The sequence below is a fragment of the Microbacterium helvum genome, assembly GCF_014779795.1.
In the GTDB taxonomy this organism is placed as follows: Bacteria; Actinomycetota; Actinomycetes; order Actinomycetales; family Microbacteriaceae; genus Microbacterium; species Microbacterium helvum.
The window spans coordinates 121,044-144,286 of the sequence record NZ_JACXZS010000003.1; the positions used below are offsets into that span (position 1 = coordinate 121,044).

The window sequence follows — 23,243 nt, forward strand, 5'->3', positions numbered from 1 at the left end:
GTCACCTGGCTTTCGAGAGGAGGAGAAGGGATGCCGCGGCTCGTGGCCGCCGGTTCAGTCTCGGTCGGCCACCCAGACCGCCGTGTCGGCGGGGATCACGTCGGTGACGGGATCGCTCGACGCGATCACGATACCGCTCGGGAGCGGAACGGGCTCAGAACCGGTGTTGGCGACGACTGTGACATTCCCGTTGCGGAATGCGACAGCATCCGCTCCGTAGCCCTTGAGCCACTCGAGCGAACCCGCACCGAGGCCTCGTGCGCGGCGCTCGGCGAGCAGTGTGCGGTACAGCTCGAGTGTCGAACCGGCCACGCCGCGCTGGGCGTCGCGCGCGAGCCCGGCCCACGCGGCCGGCTGCGGCAGCCACGAGGCGCCGGTGTCGTTGAAGCCGTACGCCGGGGCGGTCGCGTTCCAGGGGAGCGGCACACGGCAGCCGTCACGGCCGTAGCGCTCGCCATTGGTGCGGAACCACGTCGGGTCCTGGCGGGCCTCGCCCGGGATGTCGATGACCTCGGGAAGGCCGAGCTCCTCGCCCTGGTACAGGTAGGCGGACCCGGGCAGTGCGAGCATGAGCGTCGTCGCCGCGCGGGCGCGGGCGAGTCCCACCTCGGGGATCGGCTGCCCGGGGGACTCCGGGCCGATGCCGTGGCCCTGCGGGTTCTCGGCCGTCAGCGCAAGACGCGACGCGTGACGCACGACGTCGTGGTTCGACAGCACCCACGTCGACGGTGCGCCGACGCCCGGGAAGGCGCGCAGCGAGACGTCGATGACCTCGCGCAGGTCGGCGGCGTTCCACTCGGTCTGCAGGTACGGGAAGTTGAAGGCCTGGTGCATCTCGTCCTCGCGCACCCACTCGGCCGTGCGCTCCGCGGTCGGCAGCCACGCCTCGGCGGCCAGTGCGCGGTCGCCCGCGTACTCCTGCAGGATCTTGCGCCAGTCGCGGTAGACCTCGTGCACGGCGTCCTGGCCCCAGTAGGGCACGTTCTCTTCTTCGCCGCCCATCGAACCCGCCTCGGGGTCCGGGATGTAGTCGGGCAGGCCCTCGGCCTTCATCAGGCCGTGCGCCACGTCCACGCGGAAGCCGTCGACGCCGCGGTCGAGCCAGAAGCGCAGCACGCGGCGGAACTCCTCGCGGACCGCCTCGTTCGACCAGTCGAAGTCGGGCTGCGACGAGTCGAACAGGTGCAGGTACCACTGGCCCGGCTTTCCGTCGGCCTCGACCACGCGGGTCCACGCGGGCCCGCCGAACACGGACTCCCAGTTGTTCGGGGGCAGTTCGCCGTTCTCGCCCCTGCCGTCGCGGAACATGTAGCGGGCGCGCTCGGCGCTGCCGGGGGCCGCGACCAGCGCCTCCTGGAACCAGACGTGCTGGTCCGACGAGTGGTTCGGCACCAGATCGACGATGACGCGGATGCCGCGGGCATGCGCCGCCGCGAGCATGTCGTCGAAGTCGCCCAGGGTGCCGAAGAGCGGGTCGACGTCGCAGTAGTCGCTGACGTCGTAGCCGGCATCCTTCTGCGGAGAGCGCTGGAACGGGCTCAGCCAGATCGCGTCGATGCCGAGGCTCTGCAGATCGTCGAGGTGCGACGTGATGCCGGGCAGGTCGCCGATGCCGTCGCCCGACGCGTCGGCGAACGACCGCGGGTAGATCTGGTAGATGACGGCGGTGCGCCACCACTCCGAGCCGGCGGGCGTGGGCTCTGCGGGCGGGAAAGGCGCGGCGGTGCGCTCGGCGGTCTCTGCGGAAGTCATCCGGCCAGTGTACTGCAAGCGCTTACATTCGCGATCTCGATGACTCGTCCGACCTCGACTGAGGATCGGTGCCCGGCTGCGGACGCCCGGCGGTCGCCCGCTCCTCATCTCGGCGATGCTCCTCGGCTGAGGGCACGGCGTAGGGTGAAGCGCGTGTCCGAAGCCCTCGCCCGCGCAGAATCGCTCATCCGCTCGATCCCCGACTACCCCGAGCCGGGAGTGCTGTTCCGCGACATCACGCCGCTGCTGGCCGACGCTTCGGCCCTGCGCACCGTCATCCACGCGATGATCGCGCCGTTCGAGGGCTCGTTCGACGTCGTCGCCGGCGTCGAGGCCCGCGGGTTCCTGCTGGCCGGCGCCGTGGCGATGGAGGCGGGCGTCGGCCTCGTGCCGATCCGCAAGGCGGGCAAGCTGCCGCTGCCGGCGGCATCCGTCACATACGACCTCGAGTACGGCACCGCGACCATCGAGGCGCACGACGACATCACCCCCGGCACGCGCGTGCTGCTCGTCGACGATGTGCTCGCCACCGGCGGCACGCTGGTCGCCGCGCACGAGCTCGTCGGCGCACTCGGCGGTGTCGTCGTCGGCACCGCGGTGCTCATGGAACTCACCGCCCTCGGCGGCCGCGACGTCGTCGGCGACGTGCACACCGTCTTCACCGCCTGACCGCCCGGCCGCAGCGCGTCACCCCGGCGGCTCGACCGGCGGCGTGGTCGGAAGGGCACCCGTCGCCGGCCCGAAGTGGGGGATCGGCTCCGGTCGATCGCCCCTTGAGGCGCGTGGCGACGGCTGCTCGGCAGGGGCGACCGCCTCCTGCTCGAACGGGATGAGCCGCTCGGTGTGCGCGTCCCGCGGGAACCGGCGGCCTGTCACCGCGTTCACCGTCACCTTCATCGCGAAGAACTTCGCGGTGGGACTCCACGACGCCAGTCCTCGCACTCCACTGTCGCGGATCTCGTCGTCGCGCATGACGCGTTCGGCTCGTCCGCGGGCGACGACGCTCCACACCTGGTCGTCCGTCATGCCGTCGACCTCGTACGCGACCAGCGGGTGCGCGGCGATGTGCACGAGCTTCGCGTCCCGCGCGGTGCGGATGTAGAGCGCGCCCTCGTGGGCGAGGTGGTTGACGGGAAAGATGTCGGGCGCGCCGTCGGCGTGGATCACCGCGAGCCGCCCGAACTCCGCCCGCTGCAGGTACTCCCAGCACTCCGAAGACGCCAGCCGCTCCACCCCCGGTGTGCGTGCGGCCCGTGAGGAATCGTTCATCGGCTGACCTCCGTCCCCTCTCTTCCGTCCTACCCCAGTGGCATGGCGAACAGAAGGGGCGTCGGCGGCCGGGGGCTCAGAGCAGGAGGGTCGCGATGAGGATGCCGGCGCCGACGAACGCCGACCAGCCGCGGACGTGGTTGCCGATGGTCCACTGCCGGCTGATCGTGCGCCACGCCTGCAGGTCGGCGGCCGCGCCGGGTGAGAGGCGGTCCACGGCGTTGTTGCGGGGGATGTGGAAGGCGCCGGTGATCACGAAGTGCAGGGCGATCAGCACGTCGCCGACGACACGCCACGCGGACTCCGCCCCCTGCCACGCGACGAGCTCGGCGACCGCCGATGCGACGGCCACGAGCGCCGAGCCCAGGAACAGCAGCAGGAACACCGGCCGGATCGAGCGGTTGATCTGCTGCATCGCGCGCAGCGCGGCGTCGTCGGGCGTCCGCGCGAGCCCGGGCATCACGAGCAGCGAGAAGCCGAAGTACAGGCCGCCCATCGCGGCGCCGAGCAGCGCGGCGGCCGCCGCGAGGGTGTCCTGCAGGTCCATCCGTCCTCCGTGGTTCAGTCGCCGAGCACGATGTTGAGCGGGGGCTCGCCGGCGACGAGGCGCTCGATCTGCGCGCGGACGAGCTTCGCCACCCGCGGACGCATCGCGCTGGAGGCGCCGCCGACGTGGGGCGTGATGAGCACGCCGGGGAGCGTCCACAGCTCGTGCCCTTCGGGCAGCGGCTCGGGCGACGTCACGTCGAGTGCGGCGCGGATGCGGCCTCGCCGCACGTGGTCAACGAGCGCGTCGGTGTCGATGAGCGAGCCGCGGCCGACGTTGATGACCAGCGCGCCGTCGGGAAGGGCGGCGAGGAACGCGTCGTCCACGATGTTCTGCGTCGCGGCGCCGCCCGGAAGGGTCACGATCACGATCTCGGTGCGGGGGAGCAGGTCGGGCAGCTCGTCGACGCCGTGCACCGGGACGCCGTCCTCGTCGCGCGCCCGTGACGCGACGGCGGTGAGCTCGACCTCGAACGGTGCGAGTCGCGCGGCGACGGCCTTGCCCACGCCGCCGTAGCCGAGCAGCAGCACGCGGCGGTCGGCGAGGCTCTGCGCGAACACGGGCGCCCAGCGGCCCGCGGCGGTGTCGACGGCGAACTCGCCGAGGTGACGCTGCGCGGCGATCGCGAGGCCGACGGCGAGTTCGGCGGTCGATGTCTCGTGCACGGACGCCGCGTTGGCGAACCTCAGACCGGCGGGAAGGATGTCGGCGACACCGTCGTACCCGATCGACTGGCCCTGGACGAGCCCCACATCGACGCCCTCGAGACGCTCGAGCACGCGCGCCATCGACATGTACGGCGGCACCACGATGTCGAACCGGTCACGCGGGGCGGCAGCATCCATCGGCCAGATCACGAGCTCGACGTTGCCGGGCAGCTCGCCCAGATCGGCGGCGAGCTGTTCAGTGGGGACGCTGACGACGAGATTCGGGATGCCTGTGCTCACTCGCTCCACGCTACCGGGGTCGTCCTGCACCGAGATCAGGAGACCTCGCGGACACAGGACGATTCAGCGCAGATCGTCCTGTCTGCGCGAGATCTCCTGATCTGGAGAACGGGGATGCCGGGGCTCAGGCGGCCTGGGCGACGACGGCCGCGATGGCCGACGTGAAGAACGCCAGGCCGTCCTCGCCCGAGCGCATCGCGGCCGGGGTGTTCGGGCCGAAGCCGGGCTCGACGGCGTGCTCGGGGTGCGGCATGAGGCCGACGACGTTGCCGCGCTCGTTCGCGATGCCGGCGATGTCGCGCAGCGACCCGTTCGGGTTCACGCCCAGGTAGCGGAACGTGACGAGCCCCTCGCCCTCCAGGCGGTCCAGCTCGGACTCCGAGGCGATGTAGCCGCCGTCGGCGTTCTTGAGGGGGATCACGATCTCCTGCCCGGCCGACAGGTCGCTCGTCCACGCCGTGTCGGCATTCTCGACGCGCAGACGCTGGTCGCGGCGGATGAACTGCTGGTGGGCGTTGCGGATCAGGCCGCCGGGCAGCAGGTGCGCCTCGACGAGCATCTGGAAGCCGTTGCAGATCCCGAGGATCGGCATGCCCTTGCCGGCGGCATCCTTCACCTCGGTCATGATCGGCGCGAGGGCCGCGATCGCACCCGCCCGCAGGTAGTCGCCGTAGCTGAAGCCGCCCGGCAGCACGAGGGCGTCGACGCCCTCGAGGTCGTGCGAGCCGTGCCACAGGGCGACGGGCTCGGCGCCCGCGATCCGGATCGCGCGCTGCGCGTCGCGGTCGTCGAGCGAGCCGGGGAAGGTGATGACGCCGATGCGTGCGGTCATTCCACGACCTCGATGCCCACGACGTCCTCGATGACCGAGTTCGACAGGATCTCGTCGGCGACGCGCTTGGTCTCGGCGAGGAGCTCCTCGGTGACCTCGCCCTCGACGGTCAGCTCGAAGCGCTTGCCGATGCGGACGGCCGAGAAGTCCGAGACGCCGAGCCGTGCGAATGCTCCGGCGACGGCCTTTCCCTGCGGGTCCAGCAGTTCGGCCTTGGGCATGACGTCGACGACGATGGTGGGCATGTGACAGCTCCGGATGTCGCGGGAAGGGGTCGCCTCCAGTCTAGACGCCCCGGCATCCGCCCCCTCGCAGAGCCGTGACCAAACCGTGACCCGTCCGTGGGAGCGCTCCCTTGACATTCGTGGGAGCGATCCCATAGCGTTGCCTCTCGGTTGGTGGGAACGCTCCCACGACCAGCCGGCGCGGCACCCGCCCGAGTCGGTCCTGCAACACACAGAACCCCTGAAAACACAAAGGAGTGACAGTGAACGCACGCGCCTTCCGCAGAAGCGCCGTGGCACTCGCCGCATTCTCGGCCTCGGCCCTCGTCCTCGCCGGCTGCGCCAGCAGCAACGGTGACGACGCCGGCAGCTCGGACGAGCAGATCACACTGACCGTCGCCACCTTCAACGACTTCGGCTACACCAAGGACCTCCTCGCGGAGTACACCAAGGAGCACCCGAACATCAAGGTCGTGCACAACAAGGCGGCCACGTCGAACGACGCCCGCGCCAACTACTTCCAGAAGCTCGGCAAGAAGGGCCTCGCCGACATCGAGGCCATCGAGGTCGACTGGCTGCCCGAGGTCATGAAGTACTCCGACCTGCTTGCGCCGGTCCCGGACGACCTGACCGACCGCTGGCTCGACTGGAAGACCGAGGCGGCGACCGACGCCGACGGCAACCTCATCGGCTACGGCACCGACATCGGCCCCGAGGCCGTCTGCTACCGCCAGGACCTCTTCGAGGCCGCCGGTCTTCCGACCGACCCGGCTGACGTCGCCGCGGCGATCGACGGCGACTGGTCGAAGTACTTCGCGCTCGGCGACCAGTACACGGCCGCGACGGGCGACGCGTTCTTCGACTCGGCCGGCAGCACCTACCAGGGCATGATCAACCAGGTCGAGGCCGCCTACGAGGACCCCGACAGCGGTGACATCATCGCGACCGAGAACCCCGAGGTCAAGGACATCTACGACCAGGTGCTCGCCGCCAGCGCGACGCAGTCGGCTCACCTCGGCCAGTGGTCGGACGACTGGTACGCCGGCATGTCGAACGGCGCCTTCGCGACGCTGCTGTGCCCGGGCTGGATGCTCGGCCAGATCACGGGCAACGCGCCCGACACCACCGGCTGGAACATCGCCAACGTGTTCCCGAACGGCGGCGGCAACTGGGGTGGCTCGTACCTGACCGTCCCCGCCAACGGCGCGCACGTCAAGGAGGCCCAGGAGCTCGCCGACTGGCTGACCTCGCCCGAGACGCAGATCAAGGCGTTCGAGAACGCGGGCAACTTCCCCAGCCAGGTCGAGGCCCTCGAGTCCGAGACGCTGCTGAGCTCGACGAACGAGTACTTCAACGACGCGCCGGTCGGCCAGATCTTCACCGACCGTGCCAACGCTGTGACCGTCGCTCCGTTCAAGGGCCAGTACTACTTCCAGATCAACGACGCGATGCAGCAGGCGCTGACCCGTGTCGAGGACGGGACGCAGGACGCCACGACCTCTTGGGACCAGTGGGTCGCCGAGGTCGACAAGATCGGCTGATGATCCCGGATGCCGGGGGTCGCTGCCGCAGCGACGGCCCCCGGCACACCGGCTGAGACCCGGACGGGGCGGGTTCTGATTGCGACCCGCCTCGTCCGCACCATGTCACCGCGCCCCGCGCCGGTGCCCCATTCGTCCGCTCCGGACCCGAACTGAGGAGCCCCCGTGACCACCACCGTCCCGAGCTCGCGAACTCCCAAGCGCATCGGCTTCGGCCATCGGATGACGGCGTGGGACCTGAAGCTCTCCCCGTACCTCTACATCTCGCCGTTCTTCATCCTGTTCATCGTGGTCGGGCTGTTCCCGATCGCCTACACCGCGGTGATCTCGTTCATGGACTGGGACCTCGTCCGCAACTCCGGCGAGTTCATCGGCTGGGGCCAGTACGAATGGGTCCTGACGAACCCCAAGTTCTGGACCGCGCTGCGCAACACGTTCAGCATCTTCCTGCTGTCGAGCATCCCGCAGCTCATCGCCGCCATCTTCATCGCCGCGATGCTCGACCAGAACATCCGCGCCAAGACGTTCTGGCGCATGGGTGTGCTCGTCCCCTACGTCATGGCTCCCGTCGCCGTCGCGCTCATCTTCAGCAACATGTTCGGCGACCAGTACGGCATCATCAACACGATGCTGAACCGGATCGGCATCCCTGACATCCCGTGGCACTCCAACGCCTTCGCGAGCCACATCGCGATCGCCACGATGGTCAACTTCCGCTGGACCGGCTACAACACCCTCATCCTGCTCGCCGCGATGCAGGCCATCCCGCGCGACTACTACGAGGCGGCCACCGTCGACGGCGCGGGCAAGATCCGCCAGTTCTTCTCGATCACGGTGCCGAGCCTGCGCCCGACCCTCATCTTCGTGATCATCACGTCGACGATCGGCGGCCTGCAGATCTTCGACGAGCCGCGCATGTACGACCAGTACGGCACCGGCGGCGCGAACTCGCAGTGGCTCACGATCAGCCTCTGGCTGTACAACATCGGCTGGGGCGAGTGGAACTTCGGCCGGGCCGCGGCGCTGGCCTGGATCCTGTTCCTCATCATCCTGGCGATCGGCATCGTGAACCTGTTCGTGTCGCAGAGCCTCATCCGCGACGAAGGCGGGCGCGGTCAGCTGACCCGCAAGCAGCGGCGAGCCGCAGCACGTGCGGCCCGCGCCTCGGTCGCCGCCGATGCGCAGCTCGCCGCCGCCGGCACCTCGTCCGCCGCCAGCGCCCAGAAGGAGGTCGTGCGATGAGCGCGACGACTGCGATGCCCCTGCACCTCGACGACAGCGAGATCGCCCCCGAAGAGAACCGTCGGCGCCGTCGGCGCCGCGGCGGGGCGGGCGAGCGACCCGGCTGGTTCGTCTACACGGCCCTCAGCTTCGTGCTGCTGGCGTCGCTGCTGCCGTACTACTGGTCGCTGCTGATCGGCTCGGGCGACTCGTCCACGATCCGCGACCCCAACATGTCGTGGATCCCCGGCGGCAACTTCTTCGCGAACGCCGCCGCCGTCGTGAACAACGAGGCCGTCAACTTCTGGACGGCGCTGTGGAACTCGATCTGGAGCTCGACGGTGATCGCGCTGTCGGTCGTGTTCTTCTCGACCCTCGCCGGCTGGGCCTTCGCGAAGCTGCGCTTCAAGGGCGGCAACATCCTGCTGATCTTCGTGATCGCGACGATGGCGGTGCCCACGCAGCTCGGCGTCGTGCCGCTGTACATCCTGTTCGCCGACCTCGGCTGGACGGGCCAGATCGGCGCGATCATCGTTCCCGCGCTGGTCACGGCGTTCGGTGTCTTCTGGATGACGCAGTACCTGCGCCAGACGGTTCCCGACGAGCTCATCGAGGCCGCACGCGTGGACGGCGCCAACTCGTTCCGCACGTTCATGACGGTCGGCCTGCCGGCCGCGCGACCGGCTGCGGCGATGCTGGGCCTCTTCACGTTCGTCACCGCCTGGAACAACTTCTTCTGGCCGTTCATCGTGCTCGACCCGCAGAACCCCACGCTGCCGGTGGCCCTGCAGCTGCTGCAGTCGAACTACTTCGTGGACTACTCGATCGTGCTCGCCGGTGTGCTGCTCGCGACCATCCCGTTGCTCATCCTGTTCGTCTTCACGGGCAAGCAGCTTGTCAGCGGCATCATGGCCGGCGCCGTCAAGGGCTAGGGCCTACCGCCCGGCCGAGGCCCCCGGCATCCTGAATTCAGACGTTTATCCCAGAGAGGACTCTCCCCTCATGACGACCGCGATCTCGCGCGCCTTCCCGTCGGACTTCCTGTTCGGCGCCGCGACCGCTGCCTTCCAGATCGAGGGCGCCGCCCACGAGGACGGCCGCCGCGACTCCATCTGGGACGCCTTCTGCCGCGTGCCGGGTGCCGTCATCAACGCCGACAACGGCGACGTGGCCTGCGACCACTACCACCGCTACCGCGACGACGTCGCGCTGATGAAGGACCTCGGGCTGCAGACCTACCGCTTCTCGACGTCGTGGTCGCGCGTGCGCCCCGACGGCGGCGCGGTCAACGAGCAGGGGCTGGACTTCTACAAGCGCCTGGTCGACGAGCTGCTCGGCGCCGACATCCTGCCGTGGCTGACGCTCTACCACTGGGACCTGCCGCAGGCGCTGCAGGAGCAGGGCGGCTGGGCGAACCGCGACACCGCCGACAGGTTCACCGAGTACGCGCTGACGATGCACGACGCGCTCGGCGACCGCGTGAAGGTGTGGACGACGCTCAACGAGCCGTGGTGCTCGTCGTTCCTCAGCTACACGGCGGGTCTTCACGCACCCGGCCACTACAGCGTCGAAGAGGGCGTGCTCGCCGCGCACCACCTGATGCTCGGCCACGGCCAGGTCGTGCGCGAACTGCGTGCGCGCGACGAGTCGCTCAACCTGGGCATCACGCTGAACCTGACGGTCGCCGAGCCCGTCGACGCGAGCGACCCGGCCGACGTCGACGCCGCGCGCCGCATCGACGGCCAGTTCAACCGCTGGTTCCTCGACCCGATCTTCCGCGGGCAGTACCCGGCCGACATCGTCGAAGACATCCGCTCGGTGGATGCCGACGCGATCGCCGCGTGGGAGGCCGCGGTGCGTCCGGGCGACCTCGAGGTGATCTCGACCCCGATCGACACGCTCGGCGTGAACTACTACCACGGCGAGTACGTCGGCGGCCACGAGCCTGTGAACCCGCCCATCGGCGGCGACGCCCCGACCGACCGCCCGGGCGGTTCGCCGTTCCCGTCGCACGAGGGCATCTTCTGGCACGAGCGGGGCCTGCCGCGCACGCCGATGCACTGGGAGGTTCAGCCCGAGGGGCTGACCGAGCTGCTGCAGCGCGTGTGGGACGAGTACGCCCAGCCCGCCGGCACGGTGCTGTACGTCACCGAGAACGGCGCGGCCTACGACGACGAGCTCGTCGTCGACGGCGGCGAGAAGCGCGTGCACGACGCGGATCGGGTCGAGTTCCTGCGCGGTCACCTGGGCGCGATCCTGGATGCCGCCGACGCCGGCGTCGACGTGCGCGGCTACTTCTACTGGTCGCTGCTGGACAACTTCGAGTGGGCGTGGGGCTACGAGAAGCGGTTCGGCATCGTGCGCGTCGACTACGACACGCAGGAGCGCACGCCGAAGGACAGCGCGCTGGAGTACCGCCGGATCATCGCGGCCCGCGCGCTGGACGTGGCGGCCGCAGGAGCCGCGGCGACCGCGTCGTAGCGCCACTGGCCTAGATTCGGACCGTAGTGTCGGTGAGGGAGGGACAGCGATGAGCACGGATGTCGCGCGTCAGGCGGTGACGATCGAAGAGGTCGCCGCCACGGCCGGTGTCTCGAGGTCGACCGTGTCGCGCGTGGTCAACGGCTCCACCGCTGTCAGCCCCGAGGCGCTCGAGGCGGTCACGAAGGCGATCGCCGAGCTCAACTACGTGCCCAACAGGGCCGCGCGGTCTCTCGCGAGCCAGAAGACGCACGCGATCGCGCTGATCGTCCCCGAAGACACCACGCGGTTCTTCGGCGACCCGTTCTTCGCTGCCATCGTGTCGGGCATCAACTCGCGTCTGAGCCGCTCGGACTACGTGCTCAACCTGTTCATCGCGAGCGACGACCCGGGCGACAAGACCACGTCGTACGTGCGCTCCGGGGCGGTCGACGGCGCGATCGTGGTGTCGCACCACACCAGCGACACGTTCATCGACCGCATCGCGAGCGTCGTGCCGGTCGTCTACGGCGGTCGCCCGGTGCGCGAGCGCGAGCGCGATTACTACGTCGACGTCGACAACGCCCGGGGCGCGTTCGACGCGACGGCCTACCTGATCGAGAGCGGACGCAGCCGCATCGCGACGATCGCGGGCCCGCTCAGCATGCCCGCCGGCGTCGACCGCCTGCGCGGCTACCGCGATGCGCTGAAGGCCTTCCACCTCGAAGAGGTCGCGGTCGAGGACGGCAACTTCACGGCGGACGGCGGGGCCGAGGCGATGCGTCGCATGCTCGAGTCGGGCGCGAAGCCCGATGCGATCTTCGTCGCGAGCGACCTGATGGCCCGGGGCGTTCTCACGGTGCTCGCCTCGGCGGGCCTGCGCGTCCCCGAGGACGTCGCGGTGGTCGGCTTCGACGACTCGCCGGTGGCCACCTCGGTCACCCCTTCGCTCACCACGGTGCGTCAGCCGTCGTTCGCACAGGGCGAGCGCATGGCCACGGTGCTGCTCGACATCCTCGCCGGCCGGCATCCGCGCCACGTCACGATCCTCGAGACCGAGCTGGTCGTCCGCGACTCGGTCTGACCTGTCGCCCCCTCTCCCGCGCACGTCCTCGCCTCGGTTCCGCAGTCACTTCTGGCGCGGTGCGGTGTGCGGGACGCGCAGGTTGTGACTGCGGAGCAGAGGGGACCATCAGTTCCGCAGTCGGCTTCTGCGCCGACCGGTCGATGTCGGCCGCAGGTTGTGACTGCGGAGCATGGGAAGAAGAACCGTGGATGCCGCCGACCCGGACCTGCGTGGGGCCTGGCGCGGTGGTGCTGTTCCGCGGTCAGTTTGTGCGCGGTGCGGTGTGCGGGACGCGCAGGTTGTGACTGCGGAGCAGAGGGGACCATCAGTTCCGCAGTCGGCTTCTGCGCCGACCGGTCGATGTCGGCCGCAGGTTGTGACTGCGGAGCATGAGAAGAAGAACCGTGGATGCCGCCGACCCGGACCTGCGAGAGGGCCGGGGCGGCGGCATCCGGTGATCCGAACCGGGGTCAGAACGGGTTCGTCGTCACCTGATACGGCGGCGTGGGCGCGTCGGGTCCGAACTCGCTCTCGACGAACAGGATGCGGCCGTGGAGGGTCTTCGCGGTGGTGAAGACCTTGTCGGCGGCGGTGGCCTCGTCGGCGACCAGCGTGGCGCCGGCGCCGTCGGCCGTGACGCGCAGGGTCGTCAGCGCGTGCGAGAAGTTGCGCACGACGGTGAGGGTGCTGCCCTGGCGGACGAGGCCGTCGGCGTTCACGAGGTCGGCGCCGCGCACGACGATCTCGTTCACCGAGCCGTCGAAGCCGAAGCGCCACATCTTGCCGACATTGCCCTGCGCGACGACGAATGCGCTGCGGTCGGTCGACAGGACGATGCCGCCGAGGTTGAAGCCCGCGGCGCGGTCGATGACGTCGCTCGCGTCTGCCCACACGGCCGCGGTGAAGCCCGCGCCGGCGTCGGCCACGCGGTAGATGCGCGCGTCGTTCGAGTCGGTGAAGTACGCGGCGCCGTCGGGGCCGATCGCGACGTCGTTGACGAACACGTCGTCGGCCGGCATGCGCAGCGCGGCGAGCAGCTCGCCCTCGGGCGAGTAGACCCACACGTCCGGGCGGCCGGTGCCGAGGCCGTTCGGGCCGCCGGCGATGTAGACGTTGCCCGCCGCGTCGACGGTGATGCCGCGCGCGGTGAAGCGTCCATCGGCGCCCTCGGGCAGCCACTCCTCGGTGGCCGACGAGCCGACGGTGCCGCGGTGGATCTCGCCGCCGGTGACCTCGCTGACGTAGAAGACGCCGCGGCGCTCGTCGGCGCCGATGCCCTCGAAGCGGCTGCCCGCCGCGTCGCCGGTCAGCGCGTACGAGCTCGGGCGGCCGTTGCCGGCGTCGTTGCCGGGTGCGGCGACGGCGGGTGCGGCCGCGGCGATGCCGGCGAGGCCGAGGGTCGTGGCCGCGACGATCGCGGCGAAGGTGCGGTGAGCCATGGTTCCTCCTTGGTTCGGTGGGCGGGGACGCCCGGGGCTGGGCTGGGCGGGTTGACCCGGCGCTGGGCCGGTTGACCCGGCGCTGGGGCGCTGGGCCCGGGTGGATGCGGGGGGCCCGGGTGCTCGGGATGCTTCCAGCCTGCTCGCGCCCGGGCACCCGCACATCGGGAGGTCGGCTCTGCGTCGATAGCCGATCGGATGATGCCGGCGGCCCGGCCCGGCTCGTAGGGTGGCCTGCATGACGGACGATCAGGGCGTGCGCGGCATCCTCGCGCCGGTGCGGTTCGACCGCGTCCTGAACGTCGTGCTGCTGGTGCTGCTGGCCGCCAGCGCGATCCGCTACCTGCTGCGGCACGAGCTCGACGCGCAGGCGGTGGGCGTGCTCGCCGGGGCGGTCGTGCTCGGCGTGGCGGCATCCCTGCGCGGGATCGTCCCGCGCCGCGGCGTGTGGCCCACCGTGTGGACCATCGTGGTCGTGCTGCTGTGGGCGGTCCTCACCGTGATCGCGCCGTCGTTCGCGTGGTGCGCGGTGCCGATCGCGTTCGGCGTGCTGCGCATCGTGCCGTTCTGGCCGGCGGTCACAGTGGTGGCGCTCATGACGGTCGTCGTGATCGTCGCTCAGCTGCGGCTGGCCGACGGCTTCGACCCGACGATGATGTTCGGGCCGATCGGCATCGCGCTGGCGACGGTGGTCTCGTACCGGGCGCTCGATCGAGAATCGGCCGCGCGGCAGTCGCTGCTCGACGAGCTCTCGACCGCGCAGGCGGCGCTGGCCGCCGAGCAGCACCGCGCGGGAGCACTGGCCGAGCGGGCCAGGCTGTCGCGCGAGATCCACGACTCGATCGGCCAGCAGCTGTCGAGCATCAACCTGCTGCTGCAGGCCGCCGAGCGCAGCTGGGACGCCCGCCCCGACGCCGCGCGCGCCCAGGTCGAGACGGCGGCGGCGACGGCCCGCGCGGGCCTCGACGAGGTGCGGCGGGTCGTGCGCGGCCTCGCCCCCGGCGAGCTCGACGGCACGGCGGGTTCGCTCGCCGTGGCCCTCGGCAAGGTCGCGGACGAGGCATCCATCCCAGGACTCGAGGTGACGTTCCGCACCCACGGCGACGCCGGCGACGTGCCGCTCCCGGTGGCGGCCGCGCTGATCCGCACGGCGCGGGGCGCGCTGGCGAACGTCGCCGAGCACGCCCACGCGACCCACGCCGTCGTGAGCCTGACGGTGCAGCCCGACGAGCTGCGCCTGGATGTGCGCGACGACGGCGTCGGCATGGACCTGCGGCCGGCAGCGACCGCGGCGCGTGTCCGCACCCGGCGTGCGGCGGGCCGCGGGCGCGGCATCGAGGGCATCGCCGAGCGGGCCGCCGAGCTGGGCGGCCGCGCCACGGTCGAGAGCGCCCCCGGCGAGGGCACCACGGTGTCGGTCTCGCTGCCCCGCGCGGCGGGCGACGCCCCGCCGGCTGCACGGCCGGTGGAGCAGGAGGGGGAGTGATGGACGGCATCCGCATCGTCCTCGTCGACGACCACCCGGTGGTGCGCGCCGGACTGCGTGCGCTCATCGAAGGGAGCCCCGACCTCGTCGTGGTCGGCGAGGCCTCGGCCGCGGCGGAGGTGATCCCGCTCGTCGAGGCGGAGCGGCCCGACGTCGTGCTCATGGACCTCAACCTCGGTGACGGAGCCGGCGGGATCGACGCGACGGCGAGGGTGCGTGGCATCCCGGACCCGCCGGGCGTGCTCGTGCTCACGACGTACGACACCGAGTCCGACATCCTGCGCGCGCTGGAGGCGGGAGCCTCGGGCTACCTGCTCAAAGACACACCGCCCGAGCAGCTGTTCGCGGGCATCCGTGCCGTCGCGCGCGGCGAGCCCGCACTCGGCCCGTCGGTGTCGTCCCTGCTCATGCGCCGCGCGGCGTCACCCGAGCCGCGCATGACCGAGCGCGAGGTCGAGGTGCTCGAGCTGCTCGCCGACGGCAAGGGCAATCGCGAGCTGGCCCGGGCGCTGCTGGTGTCGGAGGCCACGGTGAAGTCCCACTTCTCGCACATCTACGGCAAGCTCGGCGTCGACACGCGCGCGGGGGCGGTCGCGGCCGCGATCGAGCGGCGGATCATCCGGCGCTGAGGCTCCGGCTCGACCTGGGGTCCCGAATTCGGCGCGGGATCCCCGGGTTCGGCGCGCGGATCCCCTGTCTCGTCGAGGCAGGGGATTCTCGTCGAGACCGGCGGCGAGGCCCCTTGGCTCGCCGGGAGCCCCTTGGCTCGGCCTGCAGATCCCCGGTCTCGCCGAAACCGGGGCGGGCCGGATGCCTCCGCCCGCGGTGTTCGGCCGTATCCCCCTGTTGCGGCGAGCCAGGGGATTCGCGTCGAGACCGAGGGCGACGTCCCCGGTGTCGGTCGGAATCCCCTGGCTCGGCATGCAGATCCCCGGTTTCGCGAAACGGGGGCAGGTGGATGCCGTCGGCCACGGCCTTCCGCCGGACCGACCCGGCTCAGCCCCGCCCCGGCACCGTCGCGTGCAGCAGATTGCGCCACGGGTCGTCGAACGACACCGTGCGGCCGTCGTCGCGCACCTCGAAGCCGTGGTGGCGCAGGCGCTCCGAGAGCTCGCCGAGCGTATCGGCGTCGGGCAGCTCGAGGTCGACGCGGCCGAGGCCGAGCGCGGGCATGCGCGGCCCGGCGCCGCGGGAGTTCCACACGTTCATCGCCATGTGGTGGTGGTACCCGCCGGCGCTCACGAACAGCGCCTGTCCGCCCATCGCGGCGGTCTGGTCGAAGCCGAGCGCGTCGACGTAGAAGGCGCGCGCGGTCTCGACGTCGCCGACCGAGAGGTGCACATGTCCGACGGATGCCGCCTCCTGCGCGGTCCCGCCGCCCGCGGCGCTCTCGGTCAGGTGTTCGCGCAGGAACGCGTTGGGGTCGAGATACAGCGTCGCCATCTCGATCGAGCCGTGCGTCCACGACCACTCGGTGCGCGTCCGATCCCAGTACAGCTCGATGCCGTTCCCCTCGGGGTCGGTGAGGTAGAACGCCTGGCTGACGAGGTGATCCGCCGAACCCGTGAAGGTCTGCGGTGCGCGCGTGGCGACGCTGTAGAGCGCGGCGGCCAGGGCCTCCTGCGTCTCGAACAGGATCGCGGTGTGGAACAGCCCCGCCGCTCCGGGCACGGCGTGACGCAGCGCCGGTTCGTGCTGCAGCACGACGATCGCGCGGCCGGCGCGGCCCAGCATGACCCGGTCGCCGTCGGCCGCCAGCACCTGCAGGGTGATGACGTCGCGGTAGAACGCCGTCATGGCGTCGAGGTCGCCCACGAGCAGCGTGACGGCCCCCATCGCGGTGTCGGGGGCGAGTCGGTCGGCCTGTGCATTCACATGAATCGAAACCCCCGGCATCCCCCGTTCATTCCCCGGCCTTCGGTGCGACGCCGCCTGGTCGTCGACAACGCGGTTACTCGCCGAGGCCGCATGTCATCGACGCGAACAACGTGCGATCTCGGCGAGTGACCGCGTTCTGGACAGAAAGGGTGGGTCGGCCGGACGGGCTCGGCGCCGAGGGAGGAACGAGGGATGCCGCCGCCCGGGCAGACGAGAAGCCCGGGGCGGCGGCATCCATCGTTCGACTACTGCGGGTCGCCGCCCAGCTGTCCGACGGCGGGAATGGGGCCGCCGTCGTCGGCGCCGGTCTTGCGCCAGCGGGCGATGAGGTTTCCGAGGTGGTAGATCAGCAGCGCCGCGGCCGCGCCGATCACGATCGCGCCGAGCTGGAAGTCGCCCCACTGCATCGTGAAGCCGGCGATCGCGATGACGAGCGCGACGGCGCCGGTGTACTGGTTGACGGGGCGCGAGAAGTCCACGCGGTTGTCGACCCAGATCTTGATGCCGATGATGCCGATGAGGCCGTACAGGGCCGTGGTCACGCCGCCGAGCACGCCGGCGGGGATCGAGTTGAACACCGCACCGACGACCGGCGACAGCGACAGCAGGATCGCGAAGATGCCCGCGACCCAGTACGCCGCGGTCGAGTACACGCGGGTGGCCGCCATGACGCCGATGTTCTCGCCGTAGGTCGTGGTGCCCGAGCCGCCGAAGGTTCCGGCGAGCACCGTGGCGGCACCGTCGGCGATGAGCGCGCGGCCGGTGTACTTGTTGACCGACGCGTCGGTCATGGTCGCGACACCACGGACGTGGCCGACGTTCTCGGCGATGAGCACCAGCACGACGGGCAGGAACATCGCGATGACGCTCCAGGTGCCGGGGTTGCCGAAGTCGGCGATGTGGAAGGTCGGCAGACCGATCCACTGGCCGTTCGCGACGAGCTCGTTGACGGCGGTGAAGTCGACCTCGCCCGCGATGAGCGCCGCGATGTAGCCGACGATCACGCCGAGGAAGATCGAGATGCGCCCCAGGAACCCGCGGAACAGCACGCTGCACAGGATGACCGCGACCAGCGTGATGGTGGCCGTGACCGGGGCCTTCTGGTAGCTCTGCCACGCGACCGGCGCCAGGTTGAAGCCGATGAGCGCCACGATCGCGCCGGCGACCACGGGTGGCATGAGCTTCTCGATCCAGCCGAGCCCCGCGAACTGCACGATGAACCCGACGGCCGCCAGCAGCACGCCGACCGCGACGATGCCCGCGAGCGCCGACCCCATGCCCTGCGAGGCAGTGGCCGCCGTCACCGGGGCGATGAAGGCGAACGACGAGCCGAGGTAGCTGGGCAGGCGGTTGCGCGTGACGAGAAGGAACAGCAGCGTTCCGATGCCCGAGAACAGCAGCGTCGTCGACACCGGGAACCCGGTGAGGATCGGCACCAGGAACGTCGCGCCGAACATGGCGATCACGTGCTGGGCGCCGATGGCGATGGTCGCCGGCCAGTTCAGGCGTTCCTCGGGTCTGACGACCTGGCCAGGTTCGACCGTCCGGCCGTTGCCGTGCAGGGTCCACAGGGGCATGTGCGCTCGCTCCTTCGCGCTCGGGTGTTGTGCTCGCCTCACCCTAGCGGCGCGACAGGGCGCGGATCGGCTCTCCCCGGTCGTTGACCGGGGGCTCAGGTGGGAGAGCGCCCGAGCACCCCGGTCAACGACCGGGGGCGGAGGTCAGCAGCTCCAGCAGCTCGCGGTAGCGGGCGGCGGTGCGCTCGACGATGTCGGCCGGCAGCGCGGGCGGCTCGCCCTCGCGCGGCGGTGCCCAGTTGGCGGCGAGCCAGTTGCGCACGATCTGCTTGTCGAAGCTCGCCATGCGCTCGTCCGGGGTCGCGCCCGAAGCCCAGGCGGCGGCATCCCAGTACCGCGACGAGTCGCTGGTGAGCACCTCGTCGGCGAGGGTCAGCACGCCGTTCTCGTCGAGACCGAACTCGAACTTCGTGTCGGCGAGGATCACCCCGTGCGCCTCGGCGATGCGCGATGCGCGCGTGTAGATCTCGAGAGACAGGTCGCGCAGCTCGGCGGCGCGCTCGGCGCCGACCAGCTCAACGGTGCGCTCGTACGAGATGTTCTCGTCGTGCTCGCCCATCGGAGCCTTGTACGCGGGGGTGTAGATCGGCTCGGGCAGCCGATCCCCGTTCGACAGACCGGAAGGCAGAGGGATGCCGCACACTGTGCCGCCCGCCTGGTACTCGGCCCAGCCCGACCCGGTGAGGTAGCCCCGCACGACGCACTCGATGGGCAGCATGTCGAGACTCTTGACGACCATCGCACGCCCCACGACAGCATCCGGGATCAGGCTCTTCAGGTCGTCGGCCGTGTTCGCCACGCCGTCCTCGCCGAGCCCGAGCGTGTGCGACGCGACGAGATGATTCGGGATGCCGCGCCCGCCGTCGCCGCCTGCCAGCTGGTCGAACCACCACAGGCTCAGCGTCGTGAGCAGCTCGCCCTTGCCCGGGATGCCGGGCGAGAGCACGTGGTCGAACGCGCTGACCCTGTCGCTCGCGACCACGAGCAGGCGCTCCGGCGCCGCGCCCTCCGGCGTATCGGCCGGCACGTAGAGGTCGCGGACCTTGCCGGAGTACACGTGTCGCCAGCCGGCGAGTTCGGTCGAGGGGGAGGGGGTAGCCGTCACCAGGCCATTATCCCCGGCCAGGCCGCGGGATCTGCGCGTTCCGGCAGCTCGGCACGGGCGCGCAGTCCACGGCAGCGGGGTGCGTGCGCCCTCGGAACGTCACACACCCCGCCCGCCGGGACTTACTGGACCGCGACGAAGACGTCGTCGGCGAGCAGGCCGGGGGTGACGACGAGCACACCCTGCGCGGCGGTCGCCGACGGCACGGCCAGCGTGATGTTGCCGGTGGCCGAGGCTCCGGAGTAGAGCTCCGACAGCGTGTCCAGCGCATCGGGGGCGATGGCGATCGAGTCGAATCCGTTCACGGTGACGCCGTCAGGTGTGACATAGGCGATCTGCACGAGCGCCGGCATCCCCTTGTCGGATCCGGTGTAGGTCGTCGTCACGTTCACGAGGATGTACTCGTAACCGGGCTCGGGCTCCTGGTTGACCGGGCTCGCGGCGACGACGTCGGACGTCGCGCCCAGGGTCACGCTGTTCACCGTGACGTCCCACTCCCGGCCGCTGACCGTCGAACCGATCGGCGCGGGAGTGTCGCGCGAGGATCCGTCGGCGGCGACGGACTCGTCGGCGGGTTCCTCGGCCGTCTCGGCGTCGGTCTCGGCGTCCTCCGATTCGCTCGGCGCGGTCACCGAGCTGCCCGTGGAATCCTCGATCGCGTCGCCGACCGCGAGCGCGGCGAGCGAGAAGAACACCACGAACCCCACGATCGTGCCCACCACGCTGAGGATCAGCGCGACGATACCCGGCCACTTGCGCCCGGTCATCACGAGGGCGACGATCGCGAGGACGAAGGCGACCGGCAGCAGGATCCAGCCGACGATCAGCGCCCCCGGGATGCACGCGAACACGAAGCCGAGCGCCGCGGCGCCGAGCGCCACCCACGCGAGCGGCCGGACCGCCGGCTTCGTCGGCGTCGCCTCGGCGGGCATGCCCACCGGTGCGGCGTGGCTCGGCGGGGTCGGCGGCTGCGAGTTGTCGAAAGACATGTGATTCCTCCTGGTCTGGTCGGACGGGCGTCCGCGCTCCACAGCGTCCCGAACGGGCACAGCGGCCCGCCTCCGCCGTTCGACCGGACTTCGTCGGTCGAAAGTCCGGCGATACGCAGACGGAAGAGGGAGGACGGCGTCGGTGGGGCTGTCTACGCTCTATCCGTGACCACTGCCGCCCCCGCGAAGCCGAGACGTCTCGTGCGGCTGCTCAACGGCGGATGGTCGACCGGCCTGTTCCTCATCGGCGCGCTGTTCGATACGCTGTGCGTGATCAACGTCCCGGGCGGCGCCACCCTCACCGCAGGCGAGGCGCCGAAGGCCGAGGTCACCACCATCGGCGTGCTGCTCGTGCTGCTGGTCTTCGCATGCTGGACCACCGTGTACGTGCGCTCCCGGGCGCCGTGGGCGCCGCTGATCGCCGGGGGACTGCTGATGCTGATCGGCGTCTCGTATGCGCTCGTGCTCGTGGGCGTGTACTGCGCACTGGTGCGCTGGCCACGGCGGACGGTCCTCATCTCGGGCATCACGGCCGGCGCCGTCGCACTGTTCGTCCTTCGCGAAGTGCTGACCGATTGGGGGCACGCGCTCGCCTGGCTGCTCGGCATGGATCCGATCGGTGCCGACCCGGCCTGGATCGGCGGTGCGATGGTCATGGCGCTGCTGTCGCTCGGGCTGGTGGCCGGACTCGTGGCGTACCGCCGGGCTCGGGACGAGGCATCCATCAGCCGTGTCGAAGCCGAGCAGCAGCACGAGCGGGCCGACGCGCTCGATGAGCAGCTCGCCCGTCAGGCGGAGCGCGAGCGCATCGCGCGCGACCTGCATGACGGGCTCGGGCATCGGCTCTCATCGATGGCGCTGGCGGCCGGGGCGTTCGAGTCGCAGGCGGCGGCGGCCCACGGCGGCCCGGCGCTCGCGGAATGGGCGCGCGTGGTGCATCGACAGGCGCACGCCGCGCTCGAAGACGTCCGGGGCGTCGTCGGCGGGCTGCGGTCCGATTCGGGCGGGGTCGCGGACGCGCCGGTCGCCTCGATGCGTCAGATCAGCGGGCTGATCGCCGATCTGCGCTCGGCGGGCCATCGCGTCGACGCCTACGTGTTCTTGGAGGGCATAGATCGGACCAGTCCGGCGTTCGATGCCGCGGCCTTCCGCATCGTGCAAGAGAGTCTGACGAACGCGCTCAAGCATGCGCCGGGTGCGGCTGTCTCGGTGCTGGTCGATGCAGCGCCGGATCGCGGCATCCGGGTCAGGACCGTCAATCGGCTGGTTTCGGTGTCATCGGGGATCCCCGGCGGCGGACGGGGGATCGCAGGCATCAGGGAGCGCGCCGTCGCGCTGGGCGGAACGGCGTGGATCGGGCCGTATCAGGGCGAGTTCATCGTCGACGTGAGTCTGCCCTGGGGGTGAGGTCTCGCGCGTCGGTGGCCGGCACTATCGTGGCGTTGTGCCACCCGTCGATGCCGATCGCCCCATCCGGGTGCTCGTCGTGGACGACGACTTCCTCGTGCGCGAGGCGATCAAGGCGATGCTCCAACCGCACCCGGACCTCGAGGTCGTCGGCACCGCCGCGGACGGGATGGATGCGGTCGCGCAGGCGCGTGCGACCCGGCCTGATGTGGTGCTGATGGACGTCCGCATGCCCGGGATGGACGGCGTCGAGTCGACGCGGGCCCTGCTCGGCCAGGTGGACACCCAGGTCGTGGCGATGACGAGCCTCACGACGAGCGAGACGGTGTGGCGGATGATCGATGCCGGTGCCTACGGATATGTGCTGAAGGACGACGCCCCTTCGGAACTGGCCGGAGCGGTGCGGACGGTCGCGCGCGGCGACGCGTTCCTGTCGCCGAGGCACACCCGCGAGCTGCTGGAGCGGTCCGCCTCAGACACCACGGCGGACACTCGCCGCTCGGCGGCGGAGCTCTTCGACCGTCTCACCGACCGGGAGCGCGACGCCGCCCGCCTCGTTGCCGCCGGTGCGAGCGACGGAGAGATCGCCCGGACGCTGCACGTCGCCCTGTCCACCGCGAAGGCGCACGTGCAGCAGGCGCGCGAGAAGCTGGGCGTTCGCAATCGCACCCAGATCGCCGTCATCGTCGAGCGAGCGGGCCAGACCCCGGCGACCTGAGCGTGGGTGCGTGAGCCGAAGGGCTCGCCGATCGTGCTGCGCGCGTGTATAGTCCATGTGGACTAGTCGACATGGAGTGAACATGAAGGACGCCGTGACCCGCCTGACCCCACTGGGGGTCATGGTGCTCGCGCTGCTCGCCGAGGGCGACATGCACCCGTACGAGATGATCCGGCTGATGCACATCCGGCGCGACGATCGGCTCGTGACGATCACGAACGGCACGTTCTACCACACGGTCGCCCGGCTCGAACGGGCCGGCCTGCTCGCCGAGGTCGGTGTCGACCGCGACGGCAACCGCCCCGAGCGCACCACCTACACCCAGACCGAGGAGGGCGCCGCCGCGGTCACGGAGTGGGTGCGGCGCGAACTGTCCCGCGTCGACCGGCCGGCGCAGTTCCGCGTCGCGCTCGCCGAGGCCCACGGCCTCGAGCGCGGCGAGGCCCTCGCCCTGCTCGGCGAAAGACGCGACGCCCTGTCCCAACTGCTCGACAGCGTGTCGGCCGGCCGGGCGGACGCACTGGCCAAGGGCGTGCCCGAACAGTATCTGCTCGAACTCGGACGCGAAGAGGCCCTTCTGCGCGCCGACCTCGAATGGCTCGACGCGACGATCGCGCGCATCGAGCGCTCCGACTTCGAGTGGGGGCCTGAGCGGCTCCCCTCGGAACGCTATCTCGCCCAGAGAAAGGCAGCACGACAGTGACCGAGACCACCTCCGGTGCGGCATCCACCTCCGCGCACCCGCCCACCGGCGCCTACGCCGCCGGGCACAAGCCCCGAAGCCC

Annotated in this window: 22 protein-coding genes; 11 read left to right on the plus strand and 11 right to left on the minus strand. The window is 70.8% G+C overall.

Annotation, left to right across the window (positions count from 1 at the left end; translation table 11 throughout):
* Positions 1–54 precede the first annotated feature (54 nt).
* Positions 55–1,752, minus strand: a complete 1,698-nt coding sequence (locus tag IF188_RS05870; RefSeq protein WP_191170860.1) for a glycoside hydrolase family 13 protein — start codon at positions 1,750–1,752, stop codon at positions 55–57.
* Between the two features lie 153 nt (positions 1,753–1,905).
* Here IF188_RS05870 and IF188_RS05875 point away from each other — a divergent pair, with 153 nt between their 5' ends.
* Positions 1,906–2,421 (plus strand): adenine phosphoribosyltransferase, encoded by a 516-nt coding sequence (locus tag IF188_RS05875; RefSeq protein WP_191170861.1) that lies wholly within the window; start codon positions 1,906–1,908, stop codon positions 2,419–2,421.
* 18 nt (positions 2,422–2,439) lie between these two features.
* On the opposite strand, the gene IF188_RS05880 is transcribed toward IF188_RS05875, so the two are convergent.
* The 5 genes from IF188_RS05880 to purS form a co-directional block, all read right to left on the minus strand.
* A complete protein-coding gene (locus IF188_RS05880; protein ID WP_191170862.1) occupies positions 2,440–3,021 on the minus strand; it encodes a pyridoxamine 5'-phosphate oxidase family protein in 582 nt (193 codons plus the stop codon).
* 76 nt (positions 3,022–3,097) lie between these two features.
* Positions 3,098–3,568, minus strand: coding sequence for an anthrone oxygenase family protein (locus IF188_RS05885; RefSeq protein ID WP_191170863.1), 471 nt, complete (start codon positions 3,566–3,568; stop codon positions 3,098–3,100).
* A gap of 14 nt (positions 3,569–3,582) precedes the next feature.
* A complete protein-coding gene (locus IF188_RS05890; RefSeq protein ID WP_191170864.1) occupies positions 3,583–4,515 on the minus strand; it encodes a 2-hydroxyacid dehydrogenase in 933 nt (310 codons plus the stop codon).
* A 124-nt stretch (positions 4,516–4,639) separates the two neighbouring features.
* The gene (gene purQ / locus IF188_RS05895; RefSeq protein WP_191170865.1) at positions 4,640–5,347 is read right to left on the minus strand and encodes a phosphoribosylformylglycinamidine synthase subunit PurQ; all 708 of its coding nucleotides are present in this window, start codon (positions 5,345–5,347) and stop codon (positions 4,640–4,642) included.
* Complete coding sequence (gene purS / locus IF188_RS05900) at positions 5,344–5,592, minus strand: phosphoribosylformylglycinamidine synthase subunit PurS (protein ID WP_191170866.1); 249 nt, start codon at positions 5,590–5,592, stop codon at positions 5,344–5,346. The genes purQ and purS overlap by 4 nt, the downstream gene beginning before the upstream one ends.
* Before the next feature lie 242 nt (positions 5,593–5,834).
* Here purS and IF188_RS05905 point away from each other — a divergent pair, with 242 nt between their 5' ends.
* From IF188_RS05905 to IF188_RS05925, 5 genes are all read left to right on the plus strand, one after another.
* Positions 5,835–7,112 carry an ABC transporter substrate-binding protein gene (locus IF188_RS05905; RefSeq protein WP_191170867.1) on the plus strand — a complete coding sequence of 426 codons (1,278 nt, stop codon included), beginning with the start codon at positions 5,835–5,837 and terminating at the stop codon, positions 7,110–7,112.
* Between the two features lie 222 nt (positions 7,113–7,334).
* Positions 7,335–8,354 carry a carbohydrate ABC transporter permease gene (locus tag IF188_RS05910; RefSeq protein ID WP_224751561.1) on the plus strand — a complete coding sequence of 340 codons (1,020 nt, stop codon included), beginning with the start codon at positions 7,335–7,337 and terminating at the stop codon, positions 8,352–8,354.
* Positions 8,351–9,265 (plus strand): carbohydrate ABC transporter permease, encoded by a 915-nt coding sequence (locus IF188_RS05915; protein ID WP_191170869.1) that lies wholly within the window; start codon positions 8,351–8,353, stop codon positions 9,263–9,265. Before IF188_RS05910 ends, IF188_RS05915 begins: the two co-directional genes overlap by 4 nt.
* 70 nt (positions 9,266–9,335) lie before the next feature.
* Positions 9,336–10,814 carry a glycoside hydrolase family 1 protein gene (locus IF188_RS05920; RefSeq protein WP_191170870.1) on the plus strand — a complete coding sequence of 493 codons (1,479 nt, stop codon included), beginning with the start codon at positions 9,336–9,338 and terminating at the stop codon, positions 10,812–10,814.
* A 49-nt stretch (positions 10,815–10,863) separates the two neighbouring features.
* Entirely contained in the window at positions 10,864–11,877 is a 1,014-nt protein-coding gene (locus tag IF188_RS05925; protein WP_191170871.1) for a LacI family DNA-binding transcriptional regulator, read from the plus strand.
* 452 nt (positions 11,878–12,329) lie between these two features.
* Here the strand turns inward: IF188_RS05925 and IF188_RS05930 are convergent, their stop codons facing one another.
* Positions 12,330–13,298, minus strand: a complete 969-nt coding sequence (locus IF188_RS05930) for an SMP-30/gluconolactonase/LRE family protein (RefSeq protein WP_191170872.1) — start codon at positions 13,296–13,298, stop codon at positions 12,330–12,332.
* Positions 13,299–13,536: 238 nt separating this feature from the next.
* On the opposite strand from IF188_RS05930, the gene IF188_RS05935 reads away from it, so the two are divergent.
* Together IF188_RS05935 and IF188_RS05940 are read left to right on the plus strand one after the other, a co-directional pair.
* Complete coding sequence (locus IF188_RS05935; protein ID WP_191170873.1) at positions 13,537–14,784, plus strand: sensor histidine kinase; 1,248 nt, start codon at positions 13,537–13,539, stop codon at positions 14,782–14,784.
* Entirely contained in the window at positions 14,784–15,413 is a 630-nt protein-coding gene (locus tag IF188_RS05940) for a response regulator (protein WP_191170874.1), read from the plus strand. Before IF188_RS05935 ends, IF188_RS05940 begins: the two co-directional genes overlap by 1 nt.
* Before the next feature lie 367 nt (positions 15,414–15,780).
* On the opposite strand, the gene IF188_RS05945 is transcribed toward IF188_RS05940, so the two are convergent.
* The 4 genes from IF188_RS05945 to IF188_RS05960 form a co-directional block, all read right to left on the minus strand.
* Complete coding sequence (locus IF188_RS05945) at positions 15,781–16,620, minus strand: VOC family protein (RefSeq protein WP_191171057.1); 840 nt, start codon at positions 16,618–16,620, stop codon at positions 15,781–15,783.
* Positions 16,621–16,907: 287 nt separating this feature from the next.
* Positions 16,908–18,239, minus strand: coding sequence for a uracil-xanthine permease family protein (locus IF188_RS05950; protein WP_191170875.1), 1,332 nt, complete (start codon positions 18,237–18,239; stop codon positions 16,908–16,910).
* A gap of 124 nt (positions 18,240–18,363) precedes the next feature.
* Positions 18,364–19,344: a phosphoribosylaminoimidazolesuccinocarboxamide synthase gene (locus IF188_RS05955; protein ID WP_191170876.1), complete on the minus strand. Its 981-nt coding sequence runs from the start codon at positions 19,342–19,344 to the stop codon at positions 18,364–18,366.
* Between the two features lie 122 nt (positions 19,345–19,466).
* Positions 19,467–20,333: a DUF4352 domain-containing protein gene (locus tag IF188_RS05960; protein WP_224751523.1), complete on the minus strand. Its 867-nt coding sequence runs from the start codon at positions 20,331–20,333 to the stop codon at positions 19,467–19,469.
* Positions 20,334–20,498: 165 nt separating this feature from the next.
* Here IF188_RS05960 and IF188_RS20490 point away from each other — a divergent pair, with 165 nt between their 5' ends.
* The 3 genes from IF188_RS20490 (at position 20,499) to IF188_RS05975 (ending at position 23,161) form a co-directional block, all read left to right on the plus strand.
* Entirely contained in the window at positions 20,499–21,740 is a 1,242-nt protein-coding gene (locus tag IF188_RS20490) for a sensor histidine kinase (protein WP_191170877.1), read from the plus strand.
* 37 nt (positions 21,741–21,777) lie between these two features.
* Positions 21,778–22,458 (plus strand): response regulator transcription factor, encoded by a 681-nt coding sequence (locus IF188_RS20495; RefSeq protein WP_318152802.1) that lies wholly within the window; start codon positions 21,778–21,780, stop codon positions 22,456–22,458.
* Positions 22,459–22,540: 82 nt separating this feature from the next.
* On the plus strand, positions 22,541–23,161 hold the full coding sequence (locus tag IF188_RS05975; RefSeq protein WP_191170878.1) for a PadR family transcriptional regulator: 621 nt from the start codon (positions 22,541–22,543) through the stop codon (positions 23,159–23,161).
* Positions 23,162–23,243: the final 82 nt, after the last annotated feature.